We start from the raw sequence: 21,474 nt of genomic DNA on the forward strand, positions 1-21,474 counted from the left end.
AAGAAAGGAGACAGTCATGGCGAAGATTGTCAACTCTTGGAACGACTGGGATCCGTTGAAGCGCGTCATCGTTGGCCGCTGCGATAACTCCATGATCCCGCCCGAGGAGCCCGCAACCTCTGAGAAGGTGCCGGTCGACTCCGAGATGCGCGGCATGTGGGGCCTGCGCCCGCTGCGCACCGTCGAGCGCGGCAACGAGTGCCTCGAGAACCTGGTCAAGGCCGTCGAGGAGCGCGGCGTCGTCGTCGACCGCCCGACCCCTCTGCAGTGGAACCAGGCCATCGGCACGCCGGACTTCCGCAACGACTCCATGATGACCTGCATGCCTCCGCGCGACATCCTGCTGACCGTCGGCAACGAGATCATGGCCTCCGCCAACTCCTTCCGCTGCCGCTACTTCGAGTACCTGGCCTACTGGCCGCTCATGAAGCAGTACTTCGATGAGGATCCCGAGTTCCTGTGGACCCAGGCCCCCCGTCCTCGTCTGACCGACGCTTCCTACAAGCACAACTACTACGACGAGAAGATCACCCTCGAGGAGCGCCTCGTCCGTACCGCCAACAAGGACTTCGTGACCACCGAAGTCGAGCCGATGTGGGACGCCGCCGACCTCATGCGCATGGGCAAGGATATCTTCATCCAGCACGGCCTGACCACCAACCGCACCGCCATGGAGTGGTTCCAGCGCTACTATCCCGAGTACCGCATCCATGCCATGAACTTCCCGGGCGACCCCTACCCGATCCACATCGACGCAACCTTCGTGCCGCTGCGTCCGGGCCTGATCATCAACAACCCGCACCGTCACCCCGCCGAGGGCCAGAAGGAGATCTTCGAGGCCAACGATTGGCAGATCGTCGACGCTGCCCAGCCCGCCCATGACGAGCCGCCCGCGCTGTGCTACAGCTCCGTGTGGCTGTCCATGAACTGCCTGGTGCTCGATCCCTCCACGGTCATCGTCGAGGCCTCCGAGGTCAACCAGCAGGAGCAGATGGACTCCCTGGGCATGAACGTCATCCCGGTCGACCTGCGCGACGCCTACCCGTTCGGCGGCGGCCTGCACTGCTCCACCGCTGACGTCTACCGCGAGGGCGAGTGCCTTGACTACTTCCCGAACCGCGTCAAGGACTGCACGCTCATCCACCCGGAGATGTGGGAGGACTAGGCCGCTAGCCTAGAAATCGTTTGACAACGAAAAACGCCCGGACGATGAAAATCGTCCGGGCGACTCAAAGCAAAGCATGCACTCGCGCAATGTTGCGCAAAAGAAATCCTAGGGCTTCGGATCAAAGGTAGCCGTTGCAGCGGCATCTCCTTATGCCTTTATTCGAAGCCCCGGGGCCATGGATGAGGATTTTACCTCAATTTCAATTATTAGTGCAGAGTCAATTCTTGATTTCTGTAAGCAAGTATCCTTACTTCAGCAACCCGCCTACACTCTCAATCGCGGCGACGTCAGACTAGGGCGCTTGTTTCCCACCCAATACGTCCACTCGATAAGAGAAGGCCGACGTTTGAAGGGACACCCCCATGAACCAACAAGCAAAGTATAAGCTCATTGGCTTTATCATGATGTTCTGCTCATCATCGCTGATGGGCGGTATCGGTGCATTTGCCCGATTCATCGATGCACCTGGCGACTTCATCTCCTTCTGGAGGAACTTCGCCGGTCTGATCGCTTTGTCGATCATCTTCCTGTTCATCGGCGGCTTCAAGAAGTTGAAAGCCACGAAGTTCTCGGCAACGATGTTGCTGTCCGGTATCTTCCTTGGCCTGCTGTCTGGTCTGTACTGCCTCTCCACGCAGTACACCACCCTGGCCAACGCTTCTTTCCTGATCTACACCGGCCCCATCTACTCGACGATTCTGGCTGCCATCTTCTTGAAGGAAAAGATTAACATCAAAGGCGTCCTGTGCATCGTAGCGGTTGTTATCGGCATGCTGTTCATCGTCGGTATCATCACCCCGCAGGGCCTCACGCTCGACCTTGATCCGAAGTACTCGTTCGGCAATGCAGTCGCTTTCGCCTCCGGTGTCGCCTATGGCCTGTACCTGTTCTTCTCCCGCTATCGCGAGGATTGCGACTCCAACGTTCGCAGCTGGTGGAACTTCCTGTTCGGCTCGCTGTCGATCCTGGTTCTGCTGGCTTGGCACCACTTCTTCCTGCAGCCGCTCGCCTACACCGAGAAGATCAACGGCGTTACCCAGTTCGATGCTAACGGCCAGATCATCACCCATGCATGGAACATGTTCACCATGAGCGGCTCCTCTTGGGCAGTGCTGATCGCTGCCGCCTTGATCACCGGCTTCGGCGCCTTCTACCTGCTCACCTTCGCGACCAAGCGTCTGAAGGCCGGCGAGCTGGCAGCCATCTCCTACCAAGAGACCATCATGGCTTCCCTCCTCGGTCTGGTGATGTTCGGCGAAGTCCTGACCGCCTTCCAGATTATCGGCGGCGCCCTGATCATCATCGGCGGCGTGGCGCAGATCTTCTTCTCCACCAAGGCTGCCAATAATGGCGAGGTCGAAGCCGGTGCCGCGGTTCCCGCGCAGGTCGGTGCTGGGGGAGCAGGCGTGATCGACGCCACCCCCGACGGAATGGATCCGAAGCTCGAAGCCATGAGCGCGGCAGCGCAGAAGGCAGCTGAGGAGTTCGACACAAAGTCAGCTTCCTCAGAAGCTTAATCCTTTAGTAAATCGCAAGGGGATGTTCACCCCCTAAGGATGGGCATCCCCCCACATAACCCGGTTGATTCCGAGGTCGAAGGGAGACGATTCCTATGAAGCCCAGCGTGTACATGGAAGAAATGGACGCGTTCACCTATCGCGATAAGCTTGAAGGCGATTCCATCTTCTTCATCCCGGTCGGAGCGCTTGAGCAGCACGGATCGCATATGGCCATGTGCGTTGATGCCGCACTCACCAAGACCATGGCAGGCGAAACCGCCAAGGCTCTTGAGGAAGCGACCAACGGCAAGGTCCACGGCATCGTTACCGCCCCGATCAATTACGGTTTCCGTTCCCAGCAGCGCAGCGGCGGCGGATTCCATCTCACCGGCACCACCAGCCTTCGCGGAACCACGCTGATCGCGCTGGCACGCGACATCGCGTACAGCTTGATCCGCCAGGGCGCCCGTAAGATCGTCCTCATGAACGGTCATTACGAGAACTACCAGTTCGCATTCGAGGGCATGCAGCTTGCCATCGAGGATGCTCGCCGTGAAGGCATCGACGATGTGAAGATCCAGCTGCTCAGCTATTGGGACTTCGTCGATGACGCCACCATCGAGCGCCTTTATCCCGATGGATTCACCGGTTGGGACCTCGAGCATGCAGGCGTTATGGAAACCTCGCTCATGCTCCTGTTCTTCCCTGAGCTTGTGGATATGAGCAGGATGGATGAGAAGCTCTACACCGGTCTTCCGGCAACTCTTCCCAACTACGACGTTCTGCCTATCGTTCCCTCCTACACTCCGCCTTCGGGTTGCCTGTCTCACCCGGGTGAGAGCTCCAAGGAAAAGGGCATCATTCTGCGCGACGTCGCTGTTGCCAACATGGTCGAAGCAATCAAGCTTGAGTATCTGTAAGACCAGATCATCGTAAACAGTCGGGTGATACAAGCGCTTGGCATGTATCACCCGATTTTCCAAATGACCCTGCAAGAGCGCAGGACATCGGGAGGTTTCATGCTTCACTACACGGACCGACGTTTTGACGCCAACGAGCGGGTTCATTCCCTAGGCGATTTCCATGAAATCAGTTAGGAGCACGAAATGAGTGCTGTCACCGCTGACATTCCGAGTACGGATGTCGAAGAGAAAAAGGTCCCGCTTAAGGTTGCGTTCTCGTCCTTTTTGGGCAACTTCATCGAATGGTTCGACTACGCAACGTATACGTACTTCGCGATCACCATCGGCCAGGTGTTCTTCCCGGAATCATCCGTGGACTCCACCCTTATGGCTTTCGCAATCTTTGCTCTCTCGTTCGTTTTCCGTCCGCTTGGCGCTGCGTTCTGGGGCTCCATGGGCGACAAAAAGGGCAGGAAATGGTCTCTGTCCGTCTCCATTCTCTGCATGACCGCTGCAGCGTTCCTTATCGGCTGCCTTCCGTCTTTCGAGACCATCGGCATCGCTTCGCCTCTGCTGTTGCTTGCGCTGCGCAGCATTCAGGGCTTTAGCGCCGCCGGCGAGTATTCCGGCGCGGCCGTGTTCTTGGCCGAATACGCTCCCGCGAACCATCGCGGCAAGTACTGCTCGCTTGTTGCCGCATCCACGGCATGCGGCCTGTTCGCAGGATCTACCGCTGCACTGATCATCAAGATGAGCATGCCCGAGATCGACGTGATCTCGTGGGGATGGCGCATTCCCTTCCTGCTGGCAGGACCGCTCGGCGTTGCGTTCCACTTCTACATCAAGAACCATGTCGACGACTCTCCCGTGTACGAAGAGCATGAAGAGGAAATCGAAGAAAACACGGTTCCTGAAGTCGAGCATCCCACGCACCTGGTTTTCACCAAGTACCGTAAGCGCCTTCTTTCCAGCATCGCTGCGACCATGGTGAATTCCGTTGGTTTCTATCTGGTGCTGACGTATCTGCCGACCTACCTGACGCAATATGCGGGCGTGAATGCAGGCGATGCTCAGCTGGCCACCGATATCGCGCTGCTGGCGTACATCTTCATCGTGCTTGCGGCTGGTAAGGTCTCTGACATCATCGGACGACGCCGCATGATGCTCGGTGCATGCTTGATCTTCATCCTTCTGAGCGTGCCTGGCTTCTTGATGCTCAACACCGCTTCGCTGCCGATCATCATCGTTGCAGAGCTGATGCTGTGCATCACCCTTTCGATCAACGACTCGAACATCGCCTGCTATCAGGCCGAGATGTTCCCCACTGAGGTTCGTTACACCGGCGCTGCACTTGGCTCGAACATTGCCTACGTTTTGTTCGGCGGCACGGCATCCATGGTGGCAACCGCGCTGATCGACTTCACGGGCAACGGCATGGCCCCGGCTTACTACATGATGGGCATCTGCATCATTGCCGGTATCATCCTTTGGTTCACCGCGCATGACTATAACGGCATCGAGTTGCACGACATCAAGTAGTTGAGTAGCCGACGAGCTGCCTCATTTCCGTAGGTTAGATCGCAAAGCTCTACCAAACAGAGCTTATGGCGCCGATGGCAACGTCGGCGCCATTCGATTCCGATTGTTTTGCTGGCATGGTGCCCTAGATTGCGGGCTGATATGACAGAGCAGCTTTACCGATGTGGCGTTTGCGAAGGTCAAGTGAGGGAGTGCGCTCCAGCTCTCGTCTTCGCCAACGGATTCAGATGTGCTTTCGTCCAAACAAGCCGAATCTAGCACAGCCTGCAACGGTACATGAAAGGGGCCAGGAAGCCCCGGCCCCTTTCATTGATTTGATTTGACAATGCAATCGAATCTAAATGGTATTTAGCGCTTCCTGATACCGCCACGACGCATCGTATAACGGCCCTGGTACTTGCCCATGATACATGGGTTGGACGCGCAGGTGCCTGCCGCGGCAAAAGAAGAACCAGCCTTATCTTCCTCTTTTGCGTTCATCTGATCGCATGCGACGTTCGCTAACGGCTCCTTGCTCATGTCCGATGTCCTTTCGTGCCTGTTCTGTTCAAGATTGGGGCAATCCCCAACTTTCTTGCTATGCATTATAGTCCCCTCGCTGCTCAAAGCAATGCAATCGCGTACGAGTATAAAGTGAAATCTATTTTTTTGCGGTTTGCGTTGCCGATTATGGAACGCGTAATCGGCTTCAAGCCTTTCGCTTTATCGAAAGGGAGGGAATGGTTTCCGCCTCGATCCGAATATCTGAGCGAGCGATCGATGTCTGTGCGATTCGGGCAAATTCGAGATTAACGTAAGCATTCGCTTGTCTGCGAGCGGTGATATGTTGGCTGGCCGCGTCGGCACGCTCTTCGGTACTGGTTTATGAAGGGCGTGTGCACACCCTGTGTGCAAATGGGGCGAATCGGCCTGTTAGCGGTCGTATACTGGACCAAAAAGCGGTGCGCGCAGGACAAATCCGTTCCTTGCCGCTATACTTCTATAGGTTTAAACGTTCCGCTTATAACGAACTTACCATTACAGCACATGCGCGGGACGTTGCCTGATGCCGCATGGGCATCCGGGGGCGCCGCAGGCGGCGTCTATGGTCGGCCGCGAAGCGAGTGCGGCCCGTAAAAGGAGCAAAGGTGCTAGATCAGTTCTTCTCGCATATCTCGTTCGTGGATATATTCAACTTCTGCGTCTTCTTGGCGTTCACCATCTGCTATACGTATCAGCTTTACTACGTGTTCGTGGTGCTTACCCGCAAGCCCAAGAAGCTTGTCGCGAGGAAGAACCACAAGTTCGCGGCCGTCATCAGCGCACGCAACGAAAGCGCGGTCATCGGCCAGCTCATTCATTCCATCAAGGTGCAGAACTATCCGAGCGAGCTTATCGACGTGTTCGTGATCGCCGATAACTGCACTGATAACACCGCCGAGGTTGCCCGTGAGGCCGGTGCCATCGTGTTCCCGCGTTTCAATACCGAGCAAGTGGGTAAGGGCTATGCGCTCGACTACGGCTTCAACGTCATCCGCAGCCAGTACGCCGATCGCGGGTATGAGGCGTATTTCGTGTTCGACGCCGACAACGTCCTTGATGTGAACTACTTCCGTGAGATGAATAAGACCTTCGATAACGGCGCTGTGGCATCCACCAGCTACCGTAACTCGAAGAACTACGACAGCAACTGGATTTCCGCCGGCTACGCCGTGTGGTTCCTGCGCGAGGCGAAGTTCCTCAACCAGGCCCGCTTGACGCTCAACACCAGCTGCGCCGTTTCGGGCACGGGCTTTTTCGTGTCCGCGAAGATCATCGAGCGCAACGGTGGCTGGAAGTGGCACCTGCTCACCGAGGACATCGAGTTCTCCGCCAACTCCATCTTGGAGGGCGAGCGCATCAGCTACACGCCCACGGCCGTGCTCTACGATGAGCAGCCTGTCACGTTCCGCGATTCCTGGAACCAGCGTTTCCGTTGGGCGAAGGGTTTCTACCAGGTGTTCTGGCATTATGGAGCCCGACTGGCCAAGGGCATCGCCACCAACCCCAAGGGCAGCCGCTTCGCTTGCTACGACATGCTTATGACCATCGCCCCGGGCATGTTGCTCACCATCATCAGCGTGACGTTCAACGCCATCATCATCGCCCTAGCGGCGGCAGGCCTTATGTCCACGGGCGTCATGGTCGCCTCCTCGGTGTCTTCGATCTGCTTCTGCCTGATGAACTACATGGTGTTCATGTTCATGTTCGGCGTGTTGACCACCTTCGTGGAATGGGATTCCATCCACTCCACCACGGGCAAGAAGATCCGCTACATGTTCACGTTCCCGTTCTTCATGCTCACCTACGTGCCCATTGCGCTGGTGGCGCTGGTGAAGAAGTGCAACTGGAAGCCCATCAAGCACTCCATCAACGTGGACGTGCAGGAATTCGCCGAAAGCGAATCCCGCCGCGAGCGCGCCTAGCGCTGAACGGCGAAACAACGTACGAAATGGAAAGGCGGCCTTGGGGCCGCCTTTCTTGCGCTAGACGCGTGCGAACACCAAACAGTGCAGCTCGACCGCGCCCGCCGCGCGAAGGGCGTCGCAGGCAGCGTTCATGGTGGAGCCTGTGGTGCACACGTCGTCGATGAGCAGGATACGGGCAGGAACCGTTGCGCCGGGCAGCGTTTGGAAGCGGCCTTGCAGGTTGGCGATGCGCCCGCGCCGGCCGAGTGCGCGCTGGTCGAACGTGCGGGGCCGTGCCAGCGCTTCGATCAGGGGGATTCCCGCCAGGTCGGCGACCGTGCATGCAAGCTCCCGGCCGTGGTCGAACCCGCGTCGGCGGCGTGCGGCGGCGCTTGCGGGTATGGGCGCCGCTACCGCGTTTGCAAACCATGCGGGCGGCACCTGGGGCAGCATGAGCCGTGCCATCTCTGACGCCAGGCGTCTCTCCCCGGCGTCTTTCCATGTGCGCACGATGCGCGCGGCGCCTTCGTCGAACGACACCGCCGCGGCCATTCCGTCGAAAGCCGGCTGCGTGCGCCCTTGCGCCGCAAGCATCACCTCGTTGCATTCGCAGCATTGCACGCGTCCGAACGGTGCCCCGCAGCGGGGGCATGCGCGCCACCAGTCCACGTAGGGAAGCGATGCGCGGCACGAATCGCAGAGCACCTGACCGGGCGCATCGCAGATTGCGCATCGCGTCGGCCATACGGTTTCGGCCAAGGCCTCGACGGCCTCGGCGGCAAGCGGCGCGCAGGCGCCTGCTATGTTCGACATCATTCCCATGCCTTGAAGCTTAAGCGCACCGTCTTGCGAAACCCTTGCGGAAAACGCCTCGCGAAACCCTTTGGTCCTTGCGTATCTGATACACTACTAAGGCTTCTTTCGAGTCTGTAGTTGCGGGCTTTCCACGAAGGCCCTAGTCCATGGCAGATGCGGTCGAAAGGATCCACGTAAGTCCCGCGGCGCGTCCGCGAAGGCGAGCACGGCGTATCCTAGAGGTAAGACGCACCCTCCGTTTATACGAGCGGCATACCGTCGCGACGGGGGAGAGGGTGGCGCGAAAGCCAAGCCCCGGTGCGCGAGTGTGGGGTCGAAAACTAGGTCAGTCGGAAGAAGCTTGTTTTACTTGCACGAGATGGAGGAAGTCGGAACATGAAGCATCTCAAGCGCTTTGCCGCATGCTGCGCCGCTGCTGTCTGCTGCGCCGCCATGCTGCTGCTTGCCACCGGTTGCCAGCAGCAGCAGGAATCGTATACGCCGCCCGAGGCCACGCCTGCGGTCAGCAAGCCCGTTATCGCGCAGGAAGGCGTCTTGCGCGTGGGCGTCAACGCCAGCAACGCGCCTTTGGCCGGCCAGCCCTCCTCTTCCACCAAGATCGTCGGCATCGACGTCGACATGGCCGCCGCCCTGGCCGATCAGCTTGGCCTGAAACTCGAGGTCGTGGACGTGTCCACCGATGCCGCCGGCGCGCTCACCTCCGGTAAGGTCGACGTGGTCATGGGCGTTAACAAGTCCGATTCCCCCAGCTTCTGGACCTCTGACACCTATCTGCCCACGGCAGTGGCCCTGTTCGCGCAGTCCTCCAACTCCACGGTGCCGGCGAACGCGGAATCCACCAAGATCGCCGCGCAGGTGTCTTCCAATAGCGCCTGGGCCGTCACCAACGAGTTCGATAGCTCCACCATCACCACCACCGAGGATCTGAAGAGCGCCTTCTCCGCGCTTGAGTCCGGCAAGGTGCAGTATGTGGCCGCCGATGCGGTCGTGGGTTCGTACGTTTCCAACAACGCCGGCATGGATGTGCACATGGTCGCGCTCATGCAGCAGGCCAGCGGCTACTGCGTAGGCGTGCTCGACGGCAACACCCAGCTCAAGCAGGCGGTGTCCAACGCGCTTTCCGCTATGAACTCCAACGGCGTGTCCTCGGTCATCCAGAAGAAGTGGCTCGGCACCACCATGGACCTGTCCGGCATCAAGCTGACCGCCGGCGCCTCCGATGACAAGGACGACATGGGCGAGGTTCTCAACTCCGCTAATGCGGCTATCGGCACGCTTACGGGCAACAACGGCTCGAGCACCAACAAGACCAACTCCGACAGCAGCTCTGCTTCGAACTAATCGACTGCAAGCTGCAACCGGCTTCATCTTCGGTCAAGGCCCTCGCAATCGCGGGGGCCTTGCTGTATGGGTGGCGCTTGCTCGTGAGATCCTTGCCGTCCAGAGCGGCGGCTTGCGGGGGCGTTGCCGTATCGGGCTGCGATCGATCGTGGAGCTTTTCCGTGCAGGGCGGCGGCCCTCAAGAGCATTGCCGTATCGGCGGCGATCGATCGTGGGGGCTGTGCCGTGCCGCAGTCGCGTTGCGGCGCAGCGCCTATCGGGTCCGTGGCATTTCGCCATGTGTCTATGACGAAAGCATGCAGTCCCTTGATGGTGCTTGACCTGAAGTTAACTTCCGGTGTTTCAATAGGTTGTGACATCAACGACGGCTCGCTGCTGGCGAGCGGGGAAAGGAGCGGGTTCATGGAACCGCAGCAAGTCCTGCGCATGCTCGAGCAGGTGGCTTCAGGCTCGATCAGCCCGGCGGCCGCGCAAAGCAAACTTGTCGATCAGGGTTACACCGACCTGGGCTTCGCGAAGGTCGACACCGATCGCGCTCAACGCACGGGTGCGGGCGAGGTGGTTTACGGCGCCGGCAAGACGGCCGATCAGATCGCCGATATCTGCCTGGCTCTGCATGCCGCTGGTCAGGCGTGCGTGCTCGTGACCAGGCTTGAAGCGCAGAAGGCCGAAGCGGTGCGGGCCGCGCTGCTTGTCCGCGACTCGCAGGCCGCGGCGGCGTTCGAGTATCGTCCCGTTCCCCGCCTGGGCCTGCTCGGGATCCCCGCAAAGCCTGTGCGGGATAGCTACATCGCGGTAGCGTGCGCCGGTACCAGCGACTTATACTGCGCTGAGGAGGCTGCCGTCACCGCCGAGGTGCTCGGTTCGCGCGTGGTGCGTCTGTATGATGTGGGGGTTGCGGGCATTCACCGCCTGCTGGCTCGTAAGGACGACATCGCAGGTGCCAGCTGCGTGGTGGCGGTGGCGGGCATGGAAGGCGCGCTTGCCAGCGTGGTGGGCGGGATGGCCGCATGTCCCGTGATCGCCGTTCCCACGTCGGTGGGCTACGGCGCCAGCTTCGACGGCGTGGCTGCGCTTCTTGCCATGCTCAATTCTTGTGCGTCGGGCGTTTCCGTGGTCAATATCGACAACGGTTTCGGCGCGGGGTATCAGGCCCACATGATAGAGCGCGCGGGCAATCAACACGGAAAAGAGGAAGCCGACATGCAGATTCTTAGATGGAACCTTGCCGAGAACGCCACGCGTGGCCAGCTTTTGAGCGACACCCTGTTGCAGTTGCCGCCTGATGCTCGGGAGCGTCTTGAGGCTGCGGCCGATGCCGCAGGCGTGCCCGATTGGCATCATCATGATATCGGGGAGGTGCTTGCCACCATCGACGGTTTGGCGGTATCGCAGGCGGTGCGCGACCATATGCGCGCCATCTACACCATCTTGGCCGAAGCCGAGGCCGCTGCGCATGGTTGCGCGGTTGAGCAGACCCATTTCCACGAAGTCGGCGATGGCTCCCGTATCCGCAATACGCTGCTTGTCTGCTTGGCTGTGGAGGCAACGGGCGCGAAGCGCATCGTGGCCACGGCCGCGCAAACGGGGCAGGGGACGGTGGAATGCGCCCATGGCACGATTTCCATCCCGGCACCGGCGACTGCCGCCATCATCGCACTCGGTATCCCCGTGTGCGAACGCACGTTGCCCGGGGAGCGCATGACCCCCACGAGCGCGGCGATGATCTTGCATTTCGTGGACGAATTCGTATAACCACTGGTTTTGCTTGAACGCGGCCCAGGCAATCGAGCCTGGGCCGCGTTCGCGTTTCGCGCCAAAAGGAAAGCGCCGCAGGCGCAGTCTCGCATCTTGCAGCGGGCCTTGCCTGCGGCGCTTCGCCGTTTCCAGGGTTTTCGGGCGCTTCAGCCTTCTGCGACGCTAGCTATTGAGCAGGTCGATCACGTCCAAATCGGTTTTCGCGCCCTCGAGGATGGCCTTGTTGCCGAACACGCAGACGGCTTCCTTGTCCAGCGCCTTCTTGATGACGCTGGCAAGGTCGCGGAGCTTTTCAGGCGTTGCCTCGATCATCTGGGAGCGAGTCTGCGCACGCGCTTCGGGCGAGCGCCCACTAAGGAAATCTCCATCCTGGCGGCGGATCTGCATGCGTTCCTTGAGCGGCGCATCGAAGCTGGCCACGGTGCTGACCACGTAGCCGTCCATCTCCTCGGTCGTGGGGTTGAATGCGGCAAGCCAAGCGGGCGTGCCGTTGAACCGCTCCAGGGTTTCGTCAAGATGCGGGTCGCGATATGAATAGAAGCGAACGGTGCCGGTGCGCGCCGCTTGGAATCCCGCTCCGTAGGCGCCGCCCTTCACGCGCACTTCGTTCCACAGGTAGTCGTAGGAAAGCACGCGCGCCGCGATCTGCCATACGCCGGTGTAGGGCGCACCGAGCGAGCGGCGGTCGAATCCCGTGGAGGCATAGCACACGTCGGTGGGGACGATGAACGCCTCGTTGCGCATCTGGGGCTTCGGGATCTCGAATACCGTCGGGGCCTTCCTGGTGCCCGCGGTGATGCCGGCGTTTTGCCAGAAGCGCATGATGCACTCGTCGCTGCCGGCGAGCGACACCAACAAGTTCGAGCCGTCGAAGAGCTTATGCGCCACCTGCTCAAGGCGTTTTGCCAGCTCAGCGGCGCGGTCGTCGAAGTTGTCCAGCACATCTACCAGGAAGCGGTGGAAGTCCACGCCGCCGAGTTGCTGGCGCACCACGCCGGCCGGCAGGAAGTACGACGTCAGACGCGCCATGGCGGCGGCGTGCCCGGCGTTGGCGAAGCTCTGCTCCATGCCGATGCGGCGCTGCTGCAGCGCATCGCGGATCTTGCCGGTGTCGCTGAAGTCGGTTCTCTCCAGAATCTCGCTTGGCAGCTGTGCCAGCCATTCGACGTTCTCGGCCAAAGCCGAGGCGCTTGCCACGAACGTCGGCGTCACGACTTCGGGGTCGTACTCGTCCTCGTACACCTCGCAGAAAAACGAGCAGTTGCCCAGCTTGCCGTTGGTGAGCGTGTCGATCTCGGCCGCCGAATGCGCGTCGGTGCCAAGTTTGCCCAGCACGATGCCGAGCACCGCCGCATAGGGCAGGTCCTCGAACTCAAGGCAGCTCATATCGAAGTAGCGGTACGCGAAGACAAGCCCACGCGTGTGCAGGTGATGGCGGATGCAGGGGACCGGCGTGCCTTCTGCCAGGCCGTAGGCGGGCTCGGCGGGCGCGGGCCCGATGTCTGCGACCGTCAGCTGCGGCAGCTTCGCCACGTCCTCGGGTGCATCCGGGGCTTCCTGCATCTGGCGAAGCAGTGCGACCTCGTCCTCGACGCGACGGAAGTCGTCATCGGCGAAGTCGGCGGCGAGCTGGGCGAGGCGGCGCTGGTTGGAATCGTCCTGCTGCTCGACGGGCACCACTTCCACTTCAGCCATATGGGCGTTGTCCAGGAATACCTCGCGGATGAGGTTCTCGAAATACCCCTGGTCAAGCGCGCGGCGTAGGAAGGCGAAGTCGTCCTCGTAGCGCAGATAGGCCGTGGCGAGCTCGTCGTCGTAGAGCCAACCGCACAGCGACGTCATGGCAAGCGCTACGCCGTCTGCCATGCCGAAGTCGCGTTCGCGCATGACGAACTCGGCTCGGGAGATGGATGCCTCCACGAGCGCATGGTCCAAGCCGCCCGCGGCCAGGCGCTCAAGCTCGGCCTCCACGACGGGACGCAAGCGTTGCGCGGCGTTTTCGCCCAGGTCGCGAACCTGCAGCACGGCGAAGGGCTGCTGCACGGAATCGGCCAGGTAGGACTGCACGTCCCCGGCGATGCCGGAGTCGAGCAGCGCGCGCTTGAGCGGCGCCTCGTTGCTGCCGGCGATGGCATCGAGCAGGATGTCGGCGGCTACGATGCGCGTGCGCTCGCGCACGTGCCCGATGACCCAGGCCAGGCCCATGCAGGCGTTGTCCGGCGCGGTGGCCATCTCGCGGCGCACGCCCAGGGCGCGCACGGGCTCTTGCACGGGCAAGGTGCGCGGCGAAAGCTCCGCAAGCCCCTCGGCTGCGCGCTGCTCGCGGCGTTTCGCCTGCTCGGCGGCTACGGGCGTCAGGTAGCGCTCATCCAAGAACGCCAGCATGCGATCTAGGTCCAGGTTGCCGTACAGCACGATGTAGCTGTTGTCCAGGCGGTAGTGGCGCTCGTGCTCCTCCAGGTAGTGCTCGTAGGTGAGCGTGGGGATGGCCTCGGGGGTACCGCCGGATTCGAACGCGTAAGGGGTGTCGGGGAACAGGCTTGTCTGCAGCTGGTCGTACAGCACGCTGGTAGGGTCGGACAGCGCGCCTTTCATTTCGTTGTACACCACGCCGTTGTAGGTGAGCTGGCGGCCGGCTTCGGCCTGGCCCTCTTCGGCGTCGGCCACCTCAAGGTGCCAGCCTTCCTGCTCGAACACCTGACGCTTTCGGTAGATATCGGGGTGCAGCACCGCGTCCATGTACACGTCGGCCAGGTTCATGAGGTCCTGGTCGTTGGTGGACGCCACGGGGTAGAGCGTCTTGTCGCCGAAGGTCATGGCGTTCAAAAACGTCTGCATGCTGGTTTTCAGCAGGTTGACGAAGGGCTCCTTGACGGGGAACTTCTCCGAACCGCACAGCACGGAGTGCTCCAGGATGTGGAACACGCCGGTGTCGTCGGCAGGAGGGGTGCGGAAGGCGATGGAGAACGCTTTGTTGCGGTCGTCGTTGCGCAGGTATAGAAGCTTTGCGCCGCTTGCCGGATGGGAAAGCGTATAGGCATCGCCGTCGATCTCGGGCAAGGGCTCGGCCGTGAGCACGGTGAACCCGTGCAGTTCCTGGCCTTGTTCAAGGTTCATGCAAGCCGCCTTTCTCTTTACTGGTTTCGCCCGCTATTGTCGCACAACGGCGGCGGCGCCGGGCAAGGCGCCAGGGCTGCTCCGTGGTTTTTCTACCTAGGTGCCGGGGCGTGCCGGCCAATCCTTTATAATCGGGGGCATACACAGCATGGAAACGCACAAGGCAGGAGGTTCGGCATGGCGCAAGATCAGCGCTTCTCCCATATCACGGTCAATGCCGGCGATGACGACGATGTGGTCATCCAGGCGGGCGCTTATGGCCGTCACCAGGGCGAAGATGTTCCCGAAGAGGCTGTTCACGCGAAGCGCGAGCCTCAGGTTGCTCCCGTTGGGGCGCCCAAACCGCAGCATGCGGTTCAGCAGATGCCTGCCCACGAGCCTGCCGCGAAACCGCATGCCGAACACGCCCGCAAGGCGCAAGCCGCCGATCCCGATAGCCGATTGAAGTCTGCCCATCGTGCCGAGCAGACCCTTGAGGACCTGGATGCGGGCCCTATGTCGGGAATGCAGAAGGCGGTGCTCGTCGGCATCGGCCTTATCATCGTCGCGGCGGTCGTCTACTTCGCCCTGTTCATGCGCTGATCGGCTGTTTTCAAGAGAAAGGCCTGACCATGTCCAAACATAGCTTCAACATCGCTCGCGGCGCCCGCAAGCAGCAGCCCGAAAGCGACGCCTCCCTGGGTTTGACCGAGGCGTTCGCGCCCATCGGGGCCGGCGATGCTCCCGAGCCGCGCGCTGCCGCCGACGGCGATACGTCGCTCGGCCTGACCGAGGCGTTCGCGCCCGTTGCCGCCTCCCATGGCGCCCATGCCGCCGGATTCAGCTATCAAGGCGACACCTCGGAGGATTATTCCGACCCGGTGGAGAGCCTCGAGCCGCGCGACGAGCCCGTGTTCGGCGACGAGGTCCCCGCACCTGCGCCCGCTCAAACCAGCGGCCGCCACGGCAAGCCCGAGCCGGTGGAGCATCCGCATCTCAAGAAGTCGCGCCGCGTGCGCCGCGTGCTCGTGGTCATCGTCGTCTTGCTGGTGGTGCTGGCGTGCGCGCTGGGGTATTTCGCCTTCCAGCTGTGGAACGAGTCCAGCCGCGCCATGGTGCAGCAGACCCAAGCCCAGCAGCAATCCACCGACGTGGGCAACCTGTCGCAGGACAATTCCGGCAAGGATGCGGCAAGCGCCACCACCACCAAGAAGACCGAGGTTCCCAACCTGGTCGGCGTGCTGGGGCAAACCCAGGATGCGGCCGTGACCGCGCTTGCCCATGGCGCAACGGTCACGTCCTCCAAGGATGTCAACGAGGAGGGCAATTCCGTGAAGAAAAGCGTCACGGTGGCCCTTACCGCAGAGCCCGCCGACTCCCGTTCGGGCACGCCTACGGTCTACCTTGGGCTTGATGCCGACGGCAAGGTCATCCAGGCCGGTTACTCCGCCGCCACCGCGTCGCTCGGATACGGCTCGCTCAGCTTTGCCGATGCCGTGAAGAACGAGCACATCGTCGAGAAGACGCTGCGCGAGGCGGGCGTGAACGTGGCGGATGGGTCTGCAACGCTGCCCGCCGATAAGACTTCGTACTCCAGCTACGCATCCGACGGCACCACCCTGGTGAAGGAGAACTGCTCGTTTAGCGGTACCGTCGACATCAACGGCGCCCCCCATGCCTGGTCGAGCGTGCTCATGTACGATTACAGCACGGCAAACGCCTCGGGCAACCTGGCCGACACCGTGCGCATCATCTATATCTACGTGAACGCGTAGCTTGCAACCGGCGGCCGGATGGCCGCCGGTGCTGTTTTCGGCCGTGACCAGGGATTTTGCGCTTGGCATGTCGGGACGCAAGAGCTTGGTCGATAACCTGGGCTGGAGCCGGGCAGGCCTATCGCGGCGCGTGTCGGCGACCGGGGGCTTGGATCTGCCTCGTGCGGCTTTCGCTTCTTGTGTCCATCTTGTGAACGCCGGCCGGCGAAAAGGGAGGTCCCTTGCGCTGGTCGGCGTTCGCGCTATAATAAACGAGCTGTTCACAAGCGGGGGCATAGCGCTTCCCACCTAGTTCGGCGCTTTCAAGCAGCTGATGGGTCGTATGAATACCTGAACATGGTTCGTTCATCACACCCGCATGCTTGAAGCTGTGGGTTTTTTTATGCCATGCGATACCGCATGCAAGGAAGGAAGGTGAGTGCGATAGCCGCTCAAGAGCCTAGGCTCAACGAACAGATCACGGTGCGCGAGTGCCGCCTGATCGGGTTCGACGGAACGCAGCTGGGTATCTACCCGGTTGCCCAGGCGCAGCGCGTTGCTGACGACCAGGGGCTTGATCTTGTTGAAATCGCCCCGAATGCGGAACCGCCCGTGTGCCGCATCATGGATTACGGCAAGTTCAAGTACGATCAGGCCATCAAGGCGAAGCAGGCTCGCAAGAACCAAAGCAAGATCGAGACCAAGGAAATGAAGTTCCGCCCGAAGATCGACGTGGGGGACTACACCACGAAGAAGAAGCATGTGCTTCGCTTCCTCTCCGCTGGCAACAAGGTCAAGATCACCATCATGTTCCGCGGCCGCGAGATGGCCCATCCGGAACAGGGCCTGACCATCCTGGAGCGCCTGGCCGACGACCTGAAGGACATTGCGGTCATCGAGAGCCAGCCGAAGATGGAAGGCCGCAACATGCACATGCTCATCGCCCCGCTTCCCGCAAGCATGGCGGCGAAGAAAAAGAAGGCAAACGACAAGAAAGACGAAGGAAAGGACGAAGGCAATGCCTAAGATGAAGACCCATCGCGGTACGGCAAAGCGCTTCCGCGTTACCGGCTCTGGCAAGATTATGCGTGCTAAGGCCTACAAGAGCCACATTCTGACGAAGAAGTCCCAGAAGCGTAAGCGTAATTTCCGTCACGAGACCGAGCTGTCCGCCGCTGACCGTCGCGTCGTGGCCCGCAACCTCGGCCGTCGCTAAGTTTTAAAGGAGCAGTGATAATCAATGGCTCGTATCAAGCGTGCAGTCAACGCCAAGAAGAAGCGCCGCACCGTCCTTAACCGTGCAAAGGGTTACTATGGTGCCAAGTCCCGTTCCTACACCGCTGCTAAGGAACAGGTCCAGCACTCCCTGCAGTACCAGTACCGCGATCGCCGCAACAAGAAGCGCGAGATTCGTCGTCTGTGGATCACCCGCATCAACGCCGGCGCCCGTCTGAACGGCATGAGCTACTCCGCCTTCATGAACGGCCTGAAGAAGGCTGGCGTGGAGCTGGACCGCAAGGTGCTCTCCGATATGGCCATCAACGACCCCGCGGCTTTCACCGCCATCGTCGAGGTCGCCAAGAAGGCCCTGTAAGCTACATATAGCTTCATATATGCAACACCCCGCTTGGGAATCCAGGCGGGGTGTTTTGCGTTCCAGCGGCGTGTTGCTTCGAGCGTGTTCGATGATCGCTTGCGCGCGGCCTGTTGCGGACATGGATTGGATCGGCATTAAGCCGATCGACCCGAAGTGTTCGGTTTGCGAGTGGATGCTTTTGAATCGCAAGCACGTTACGGTGTTCGATCCTTCAAGGGTTGAGAATAGTGCATCGTTAAAGGCGCGGCCCTTTTCTGTGGGCGTCTTCGCCATCCTTTAGATGCTCCGGGATTTCGGACGCGAAAAAAGCGCCCCTTAAGGGCGCTTTCCACGTGCCATGCTATCGCGTGGCGCAAAAGCGCCTACGATGCCTCCAGCTCTTCGTGCGTTCCGGACAGCGTGCGGCCGATATACGTGCGTGCAGCAGCGGACGCGGTTCCGGTGTAGCCGGTTTGAACCTCGATGCCGGCCGCTTTCAGGGCCGTCTCAGAGGTTGGATCGATCCTGTTGACGATCATGACGCTGACTTCAAGGTCTTTCAGCACCTGAGCCAGCTGAGCCGGAGGGAACGAAAGATTCGGCATGTTCTGGCAATCGGCGAACATGCCACGGTCAACGCGATAGCACATGAAACTAGAGCTGCGTGCGAATCTTGGCGCCACATCAAGCCCTTGGCAAGCTACCGCTATGCGCATGGCGTCCTCCCTCCTAAAGACGTATACACTTTACCGATAGATTACCGGGCTTCTATGCGCCGGCCCCTTAACCGGCGCAATAGCATCTGTTAGCGGCGTCTGTTGCGCTGATGCGCAACCTGGGCGCGATGGGCGCGTCCAGGACGGAAATCGCCGTTCTGCGTTCCGGCGGCGTTTGTCTTCGCGCGGTTGGCGGAAGCGTTCTTCTGGCCGGCGTTGCGCTTGTGCTGCGAGCCGTGATCGGCGTTGCTGTGCCTCCTTGCGGCGTTGGCCGTCCCGCTGGCGGGCTTCTCCGCGCCCTTGCGGTTGCCGCGCTTGGTGCGGCGGGTGTTCACCTCTTCGGCCTGTGCAGCCTCGCGGGCCTTGTCCTTCCTGCGCTTGCGGGCAGCTTGCTCCTTTTTGGCCTGCTGGATCTCGGGGTCGCGACGCGCCTCGGCGCGCTGCGCCCTGGCCGCGGCCTCGTTCTCGGCTTCGTGCATGTCGAAGTTCTGAAGCTCAAGCTCGGGGATGGTGCGCTTGAGCAGCTTCTGGATGTCGCGAAGCGCGTCGGCGGTTTCGGGGCTGACGAAGCTGACGGCGAAGCCCGTAGCGCCTGCACGGCCCGTGCGGCCGATGCGGTGCACGTAGTCCTCGGGCTGCGTGGGCAGGTCGTAGTTCACCACGTACTCGACTTCCTCCACGTCGATGCCGCGTGCGAGCACGTCGGTGGCCACCAGCACGTCGGTGGTGCCGTTCGCGAAGTTCTCAAGGGCGCGGCGGCGCTGGTTCTGGCTGCGGCTTGAATGGATGGCCTCGACGGAGTAGCCGACCTTCTTCAGGCGGCGGCACGTGGCGTCTGCGCGGCTGCGCGTGCGGCAGAACACGATGACGCGCCTGTGGCCGCGTTCTTTCATAAGGCCCTTGAGCAGCTCGGGTTTCACCGCCTGCTGCACGTGCATGACGTACTGCTCCACCGTATCGGCGGTTTCGCCCTTGTGGGCGATCTCGACCATGGCGGGGTTGTGCAAAAGCTTGCCGGCCGTGTTCATGATGGTGCGGTCGATGGTGGCGCTGAACAGCAGGGTTTGGCGGTTTTGCGGCGTTGCGCCGATGATCTTGCGCATTGCCGGCCAGAAGCCCATGTCGAGCATGCGGTCGGCCTCATCGAGCACGAGCACTTCCACGCTGCTCAGGTGGGCGGCCCCTTGGTCCATAAGGTCAACCAAGCGGCCCGGCGTGGCGATGAGCATGTCGACGCCGCGATTGAGCGCTTGGATCTGCGGGTTGTAGGAAACGCCGCCGACCACGGTAAGGATGCGATGGTGCGTGTTCTTCGCGATGGTGCCGCACACCTCGCCGATCTGCTCGGCAAGCTCGCGCGTGGGGGTGACCACCAGCATGAGCGGGCCCTTGTTGCCCTTGGCGTGGCCGAGCTTATCCATGGTGGGCAGGCTGAACGCGGCGGTTTTGCCCGTGCCGGTCTTCGCGGCGGCGATCAGGTCGCGGCCTTCGAGCACCTTGGGGATGGCCTGCTCCTGCACAGGAGTGGGGGTGCTGTAACCGAGTTGGGCCACAGCCTGCAATGCCTGGCCCGAAAGGCCGAGGTCGTCGAAATGCGTCATGTAAGGTAGATCCTTTCCAGATGCGCGCGGCTCTATCGCACGTGCGCGGGTTTATGCCCCCAATAGAAATGGAGGAAATGCTTCTTGTACAGCGGGTTTGCCGGGTCCTTCTCGGCGTTTGCCAGCTCCATGGCCGCGCACGCTATGTCGCGTGCCGCGTCGGGGCGGCGAAGGAAGCTGCCGTTGACCAGCATGGAGCGAGCGCTTTCGGGGCTGCGCGAGATGTGGCGCAGCGCTTCGAGCAGCTCTCGCCAGGTGGTGACGTGCATGGCCGCGCCGTGTGCGGTGAGCAGCCTGACGTTGGCGTTTTCCTGGCCGTATGCGCGGCCCAGCAAGATCATGGGCACCTGCGCGCACAGGCATTCGGTGACGGTAAGGCCACCGGATTTGCAGATGACCAGGTCCGATGCCGCCATAAGCCCTGCCATGCCCTCGACATATTCAAGCACCGTCACGTAATCGGAGATGCCCAGGTCGCTGCAGGCCCTTCGCAGATGACCGGCGTATTCCGCATCGTTTCCCGCGACGAACACGAAATGCAGCGTGTCGCCGAACGTGTGCAGGTACGGCAGCAGGTTGTCGAGCGCCGTGCGGAAGTGCACATAGGGCCGTGGCAGATAGGCTCCGGCCAGTGCCAGCACGATGCGCTTGTCCTGCGGCAGCCCCAACCGTTGACGGGTTTGCTCGCGGTCATAGCTTGCGCGGAAGTCCTCGCGCGTGGGGATGCCGGTGATGCGGATGCGCTGCTCGGGCACCAGGCGCGGGCGCAGCGTTTCGGCCATGCTCTCCGTTGCGACGCAGAACAGGTTGCTGGACTGATGCGGCCAGAGGCCCTCGGTCTCATAGTCGGTGGGGACGCACACGATGGGGAAGTGCTGTCCGGTGAGCATGCGCGCCGCCACTGCCACGTTTGCCGCGGTGATGTGCGTGCAGATGATGGCAAGCGGGCGGCGTTTGCGCACCAGTTCGGTGAACTTGCCGTACATCAGGTGCGACCATATGCTGCCGCCTCCCCACAAAAGCCTGCCGGTAAACGTGAAGCGCCACGTCAGGTCGTATATGGGGCGGGTAGGGCCGGTGAACATGGAAGCGGTTTTGTCGCCATCGAACACCACACGGCCGAAATCGAGCACGTCAAGCACTTCGACCTCAAGTCCGTCAGGGAGTTTCGGCACATCGGGAAAGGCCTCGGTAGGCTGCTCGCGTCCTTCGGCCTGCTCGACCTTCATGTATTCGAAGGCTTGCGCGACAGCGTTCGCCGCGCTGCGATGCCCTGATCCCA

18 protein-coding genes are annotated in these 21,474 nt (G+C 61.2%); 12 read left to right on the forward strand and 6 right to left on the reverse strand.

Annotated features, from left to right (window positions below):
• Positions 1-16 precede the first annotated feature (16 nt).
• The 4 genes from Q0D52_RS07310 to Q0D52_RS07325 all read left to right on the forward strand — a co-directional run bounded on the left by Q0D52_RS07310 (position 17) and on the right by Q0D52_RS07325 (position 5,108).
• Entirely contained in the window at positions 17-1,165 is a 1,149-nt protein-coding gene (locus Q0D52_RS07310) for a serine/threonine protein kinase (protein ID WP_294381423.1), read from the forward strand.
• A 365-nt stretch (positions 1,166-1,530) separates the two neighbouring features.
• Positions 1,531-2,685, forward strand: coding sequence for a DMT family transporter (locus Q0D52_RS07315; RefSeq protein WP_294381425.1), 1,155 nt, complete (start codon positions 1,531-1,533; stop codon positions 2,683-2,685).
• Between the two features lie 95 nt (positions 2,686-2,780).
• On the forward strand, positions 2,781-3,587 hold the full coding sequence (locus Q0D52_RS07320; RefSeq protein WP_294381428.1) for a creatininase: 807 nt from the start codon (positions 2,781-2,783) through the stop codon (positions 3,585-3,587).
• 186 nt (positions 3,588-3,773) lie between these two features.
• Positions 3,774-5,108 carry an MFS transporter gene (locus Q0D52_RS07325; RefSeq protein ID WP_294381432.1) on the forward strand — a complete coding sequence of 445 codons (1,335 nt, stop codon included), beginning with the start codon at positions 3,774-3,776 and terminating at the stop codon, positions 5,106-5,108.
• 348 nt (positions 5,109-5,456) lie between these two features.
• Here Q0D52_RS07325 and Q0D52_RS07330 read toward each other — a convergent pair whose 3' ends face one another.
• Complete coding sequence (locus Q0D52_RS07330) at positions 5,457-5,627, reverse strand: hypothetical protein (RefSeq protein WP_294381435.1); 171 nt, start codon at positions 5,625-5,627, stop codon at positions 5,457-5,459.
• Positions 5,628-6,235: 608 nt separating this feature from the next.
• Between Q0D52_RS07330 and Q0D52_RS07335 the strand changes: the two genes are divergently transcribed.
• Positions 6,236-7,552: a glycosyltransferase family 2 protein gene (locus Q0D52_RS07335; RefSeq protein ID WP_294381438.1), complete on the forward strand. Its 1,317-nt coding sequence runs from the start codon at positions 6,236-6,238 to the stop codon at positions 7,550-7,552.
• Positions 7,553-7,612: 60 nt separating this feature from the next.
• Here Q0D52_RS07335 and Q0D52_RS07340 read toward each other — a convergent pair whose 3' ends face one another.
• On the reverse strand, positions 7,613-8,350 hold the full coding sequence (locus tag Q0D52_RS07340) for a ComF family protein (RefSeq protein ID WP_294381439.1): 738 nt from the start codon (positions 8,348-8,350) through the stop codon (positions 7,613-7,615).
• A 375-nt stretch (positions 8,351-8,725) separates the two neighbouring features.
• Between Q0D52_RS07340 and Q0D52_RS07345 the strand changes: the two genes are divergently transcribed.
• Both Q0D52_RS07345 and larB read left to right on the forward strand, forming a co-directional pair.
• Positions 8,726-9,691, forward strand: a complete 966-nt coding sequence (locus Q0D52_RS07345) for an ABC transporter substrate-binding protein (RefSeq protein WP_294381441.1) — start codon at positions 8,726-8,728, stop codon at positions 9,689-9,691.
• Positions 9,692-10,093: 402 nt separating this feature from the next.
• Positions 10,094-11,446 (forward strand): nickel pincer cofactor biosynthesis protein LarB, encoded by a 1,353-nt coding sequence (gene larB / locus Q0D52_RS07350; protein WP_294381445.1) that lies wholly within the window; start codon positions 10,094-10,096, stop codon positions 11,444-11,446.
• A 165-nt stretch (positions 11,447-11,611) separates the two neighbouring features.
• Here the strand turns inward: larB and Q0D52_RS07355 are convergent, their stop codons facing one another.
• The gene (locus tag Q0D52_RS07355; protein ID WP_294381448.1) at positions 11,612-14,566 is read right to left on the reverse strand and encodes an insulinase family protein; all 2,955 of its coding nucleotides are present in this window, start codon (positions 14,564-14,566) and stop codon (positions 11,612-11,614) included.
• Positions 14,567-14,743: 177 nt separating this feature from the next.
• Between Q0D52_RS07355 and Q0D52_RS07360 the strand changes: the two genes are divergently transcribed.
• The 5 genes from Q0D52_RS07360 to rplT all read left to right on the forward strand — a co-directional run bounded on the left by Q0D52_RS07360 (position 14,744) and on the right by rplT (position 17,893).
• Positions 14,744-15,148, forward strand: coding sequence for a hypothetical protein (locus tag Q0D52_RS07360; protein ID WP_294381451.1), 405 nt, complete (start codon positions 14,744-14,746; stop codon positions 15,146-15,148).
• A gap of 29 nt (positions 15,149-15,177) precedes the next feature.
• Complete coding sequence (locus Q0D52_RS07365) at positions 15,178-16,320, forward strand: hypothetical protein (RefSeq protein WP_294381454.1); 1,143 nt, start codon at positions 15,178-15,180, stop codon at positions 16,318-16,320.
• A gap of 399 nt (positions 16,321-16,719) precedes the next feature.
• The gene (gene infC / locus Q0D52_RS07370) at positions 16,720-17,325 is read left to right on the forward strand and encodes a translation initiation factor IF-3 (RefSeq protein WP_042434641.1); all 606 of its coding nucleotides are present in this window, start codon (positions 16,720-16,722) and stop codon (positions 17,323-17,325) included.
• Entirely contained in the window at positions 17,318-17,515 is a 198-nt protein-coding gene (rpmI, locus tag Q0D52_RS07375; protein WP_294362238.1) for a 50S ribosomal protein L35, read from the forward strand. The genes infC and rpmI overlap by 8 nt, the downstream gene beginning before the upstream one ends.
• Positions 17,516-17,539: 24 nt before the next feature.
• Positions 17,540-17,893, forward strand: a complete 354-nt coding sequence (rplT, locus tag Q0D52_RS07380; RefSeq protein ID WP_042434636.1) for a 50S ribosomal protein L20 — start codon at positions 17,540-17,542, stop codon at positions 17,891-17,893.
• Between the two features lie 365 nt (positions 17,894-18,258).
• Here rplT and Q0D52_RS07385 read toward each other — a convergent pair whose 3' ends face one another.
• The 3 genes from Q0D52_RS07385 to Q0D52_RS07395 all read right to left on the reverse strand — a co-directional run bounded on the left by Q0D52_RS07385 (position 18,259) and on the right by Q0D52_RS07395 (position 21,421).
• Positions 18,259-18,558, reverse strand: coding sequence for a NifB/NifX family molybdenum-iron cluster-binding protein (locus tag Q0D52_RS07385; protein WP_294362237.1), 300 nt, complete (start codon positions 18,556-18,558; stop codon positions 18,259-18,261).
• Positions 18,559-18,680: 122 nt separating this feature from the next.
• Positions 18,681-20,192, reverse strand: a complete 1,512-nt coding sequence (locus Q0D52_RS07390) for a DEAD/DEAH box helicase (protein WP_294381457.1) — start codon at positions 20,190-20,192, stop codon at positions 18,681-18,683.
• A 32-nt stretch (positions 20,193-20,224) separates the two neighbouring features.
• Positions 20,225-21,421: a glycosyltransferase gene (locus tag Q0D52_RS07395; protein ID WP_294381461.1), complete on the reverse strand. Its 1,197-nt coding sequence runs from the start codon at positions 21,419-21,421 to the stop codon at positions 20,225-20,227.
• Positions 21,422-21,474 lie beyond the last annotated feature (53 nt).

It is taken from the genome of uncultured Senegalimassilia sp., from assembly GCF_934630535.1.
Lineage (GTDB): Bacteria > Actinomycetota > Coriobacteriia > Coriobacteriales > Eggerthellaceae > Senegalimassilia.

Coding starts and splice junctions, on each gene's coding strand:
- Q0D52_RS07310 (WP_294381423.1), top strand. CDS start 17: ATGGCGAAGATTGTCAACTCTTGGAACGACTGGGATCCGTTGAAGCGC.
- Q0D52_RS07315 (WP_294381425.1), top strand. CDS start 1,531: ATGAACCAACAAGCAAAGTATAAGCTCATTGGCTTTATCATGATGTTC.
- Q0D52_RS07320 (WP_294381428.1), top strand. CDS start 2,781: ATGAAGCCCAGCGTGTACATGGAAGAAATGGACGCGTTCACCTATCGC.
- Q0D52_RS07325 (WP_294381432.1), top strand. CDS start 3,774: ATGAGTGCTGTCACCGCTGACATTCCGAGTACGGATGTCGAAGAGAAA.
- Q0D52_RS07330 (WP_294381435.1), bottom strand. CDS start 5,627: ATGAGCAAGGAGCCGTTAGCGAACGTCGCATGCGATCAGATGAACGCA.
- Q0D52_RS07340 (WP_294381439.1), bottom strand. CDS start 8,350: ATGATGTCGAACATAGCAGGCGCCTGCGCGCCGCTTGCCGCCGAGGCC.
- Q0D52_RS07345 (WP_294381441.1), top strand. CDS start 8,726: ATGAAGCATCTCAAGCGCTTTGCCGCATGCTGCGCCGCTGCTGTCTGC.
- larB (WP_294381445.1), top strand. CDS start 10,094: ATGGAACCGCAGCAAGTCCTGCGCATGCTCGAGCAGGTGGCTTCAGGC.
- Q0D52_RS07355 (WP_294381448.1), bottom strand. CDS start 14,566: ATGAACCTTGAACAAGGCCAGGAACTGCACGGGTTCACCGTGCTCACG.
- Q0D52_RS07360 (WP_294381451.1), top strand. CDS start 14,744: ATGGCGCAAGATCAGCGCTTCTCCCATATCACGGTCAATGCCGGCGAT.
- Q0D52_RS07365 (WP_294381454.1), top strand. CDS start 15,178: ATGTCCAAACATAGCTTCAACATCGCTCGCGGCGCCCGCAAGCAGCAG.
- infC (WP_042434641.1), top strand. CDS start 16,720: ATGCAAGGAAGGAAGGTGAGTGCGATAGCCGCTCAAGAGCCTAGGCTC.
- rpmI (WP_294362238.1), top strand. CDS start 17,318: ATGCCTAAGATGAAGACCCATCGCGGTACGGCAAAGCGCTTCCGCGTT.
- rplT (WP_042434636.1), top strand. CDS start 17,540: ATGGCTCGTATCAAGCGTGCAGTCAACGCCAAGAAGAAGCGCCGCACC.
- Q0D52_RS07390 (WP_294381457.1), bottom strand. CDS start 20,192: ATGACGCATTTCGACGACCTCGGCCTTTCGGGCCAGGCATTGCAGGCT.
- Q0D52_RS07395 (WP_294381461.1), bottom strand. CDS start 21,421: ATGAAGGTCGAGCAGGCCGAAGGACGCGAGCAGCCTACCGAGGCCTTT.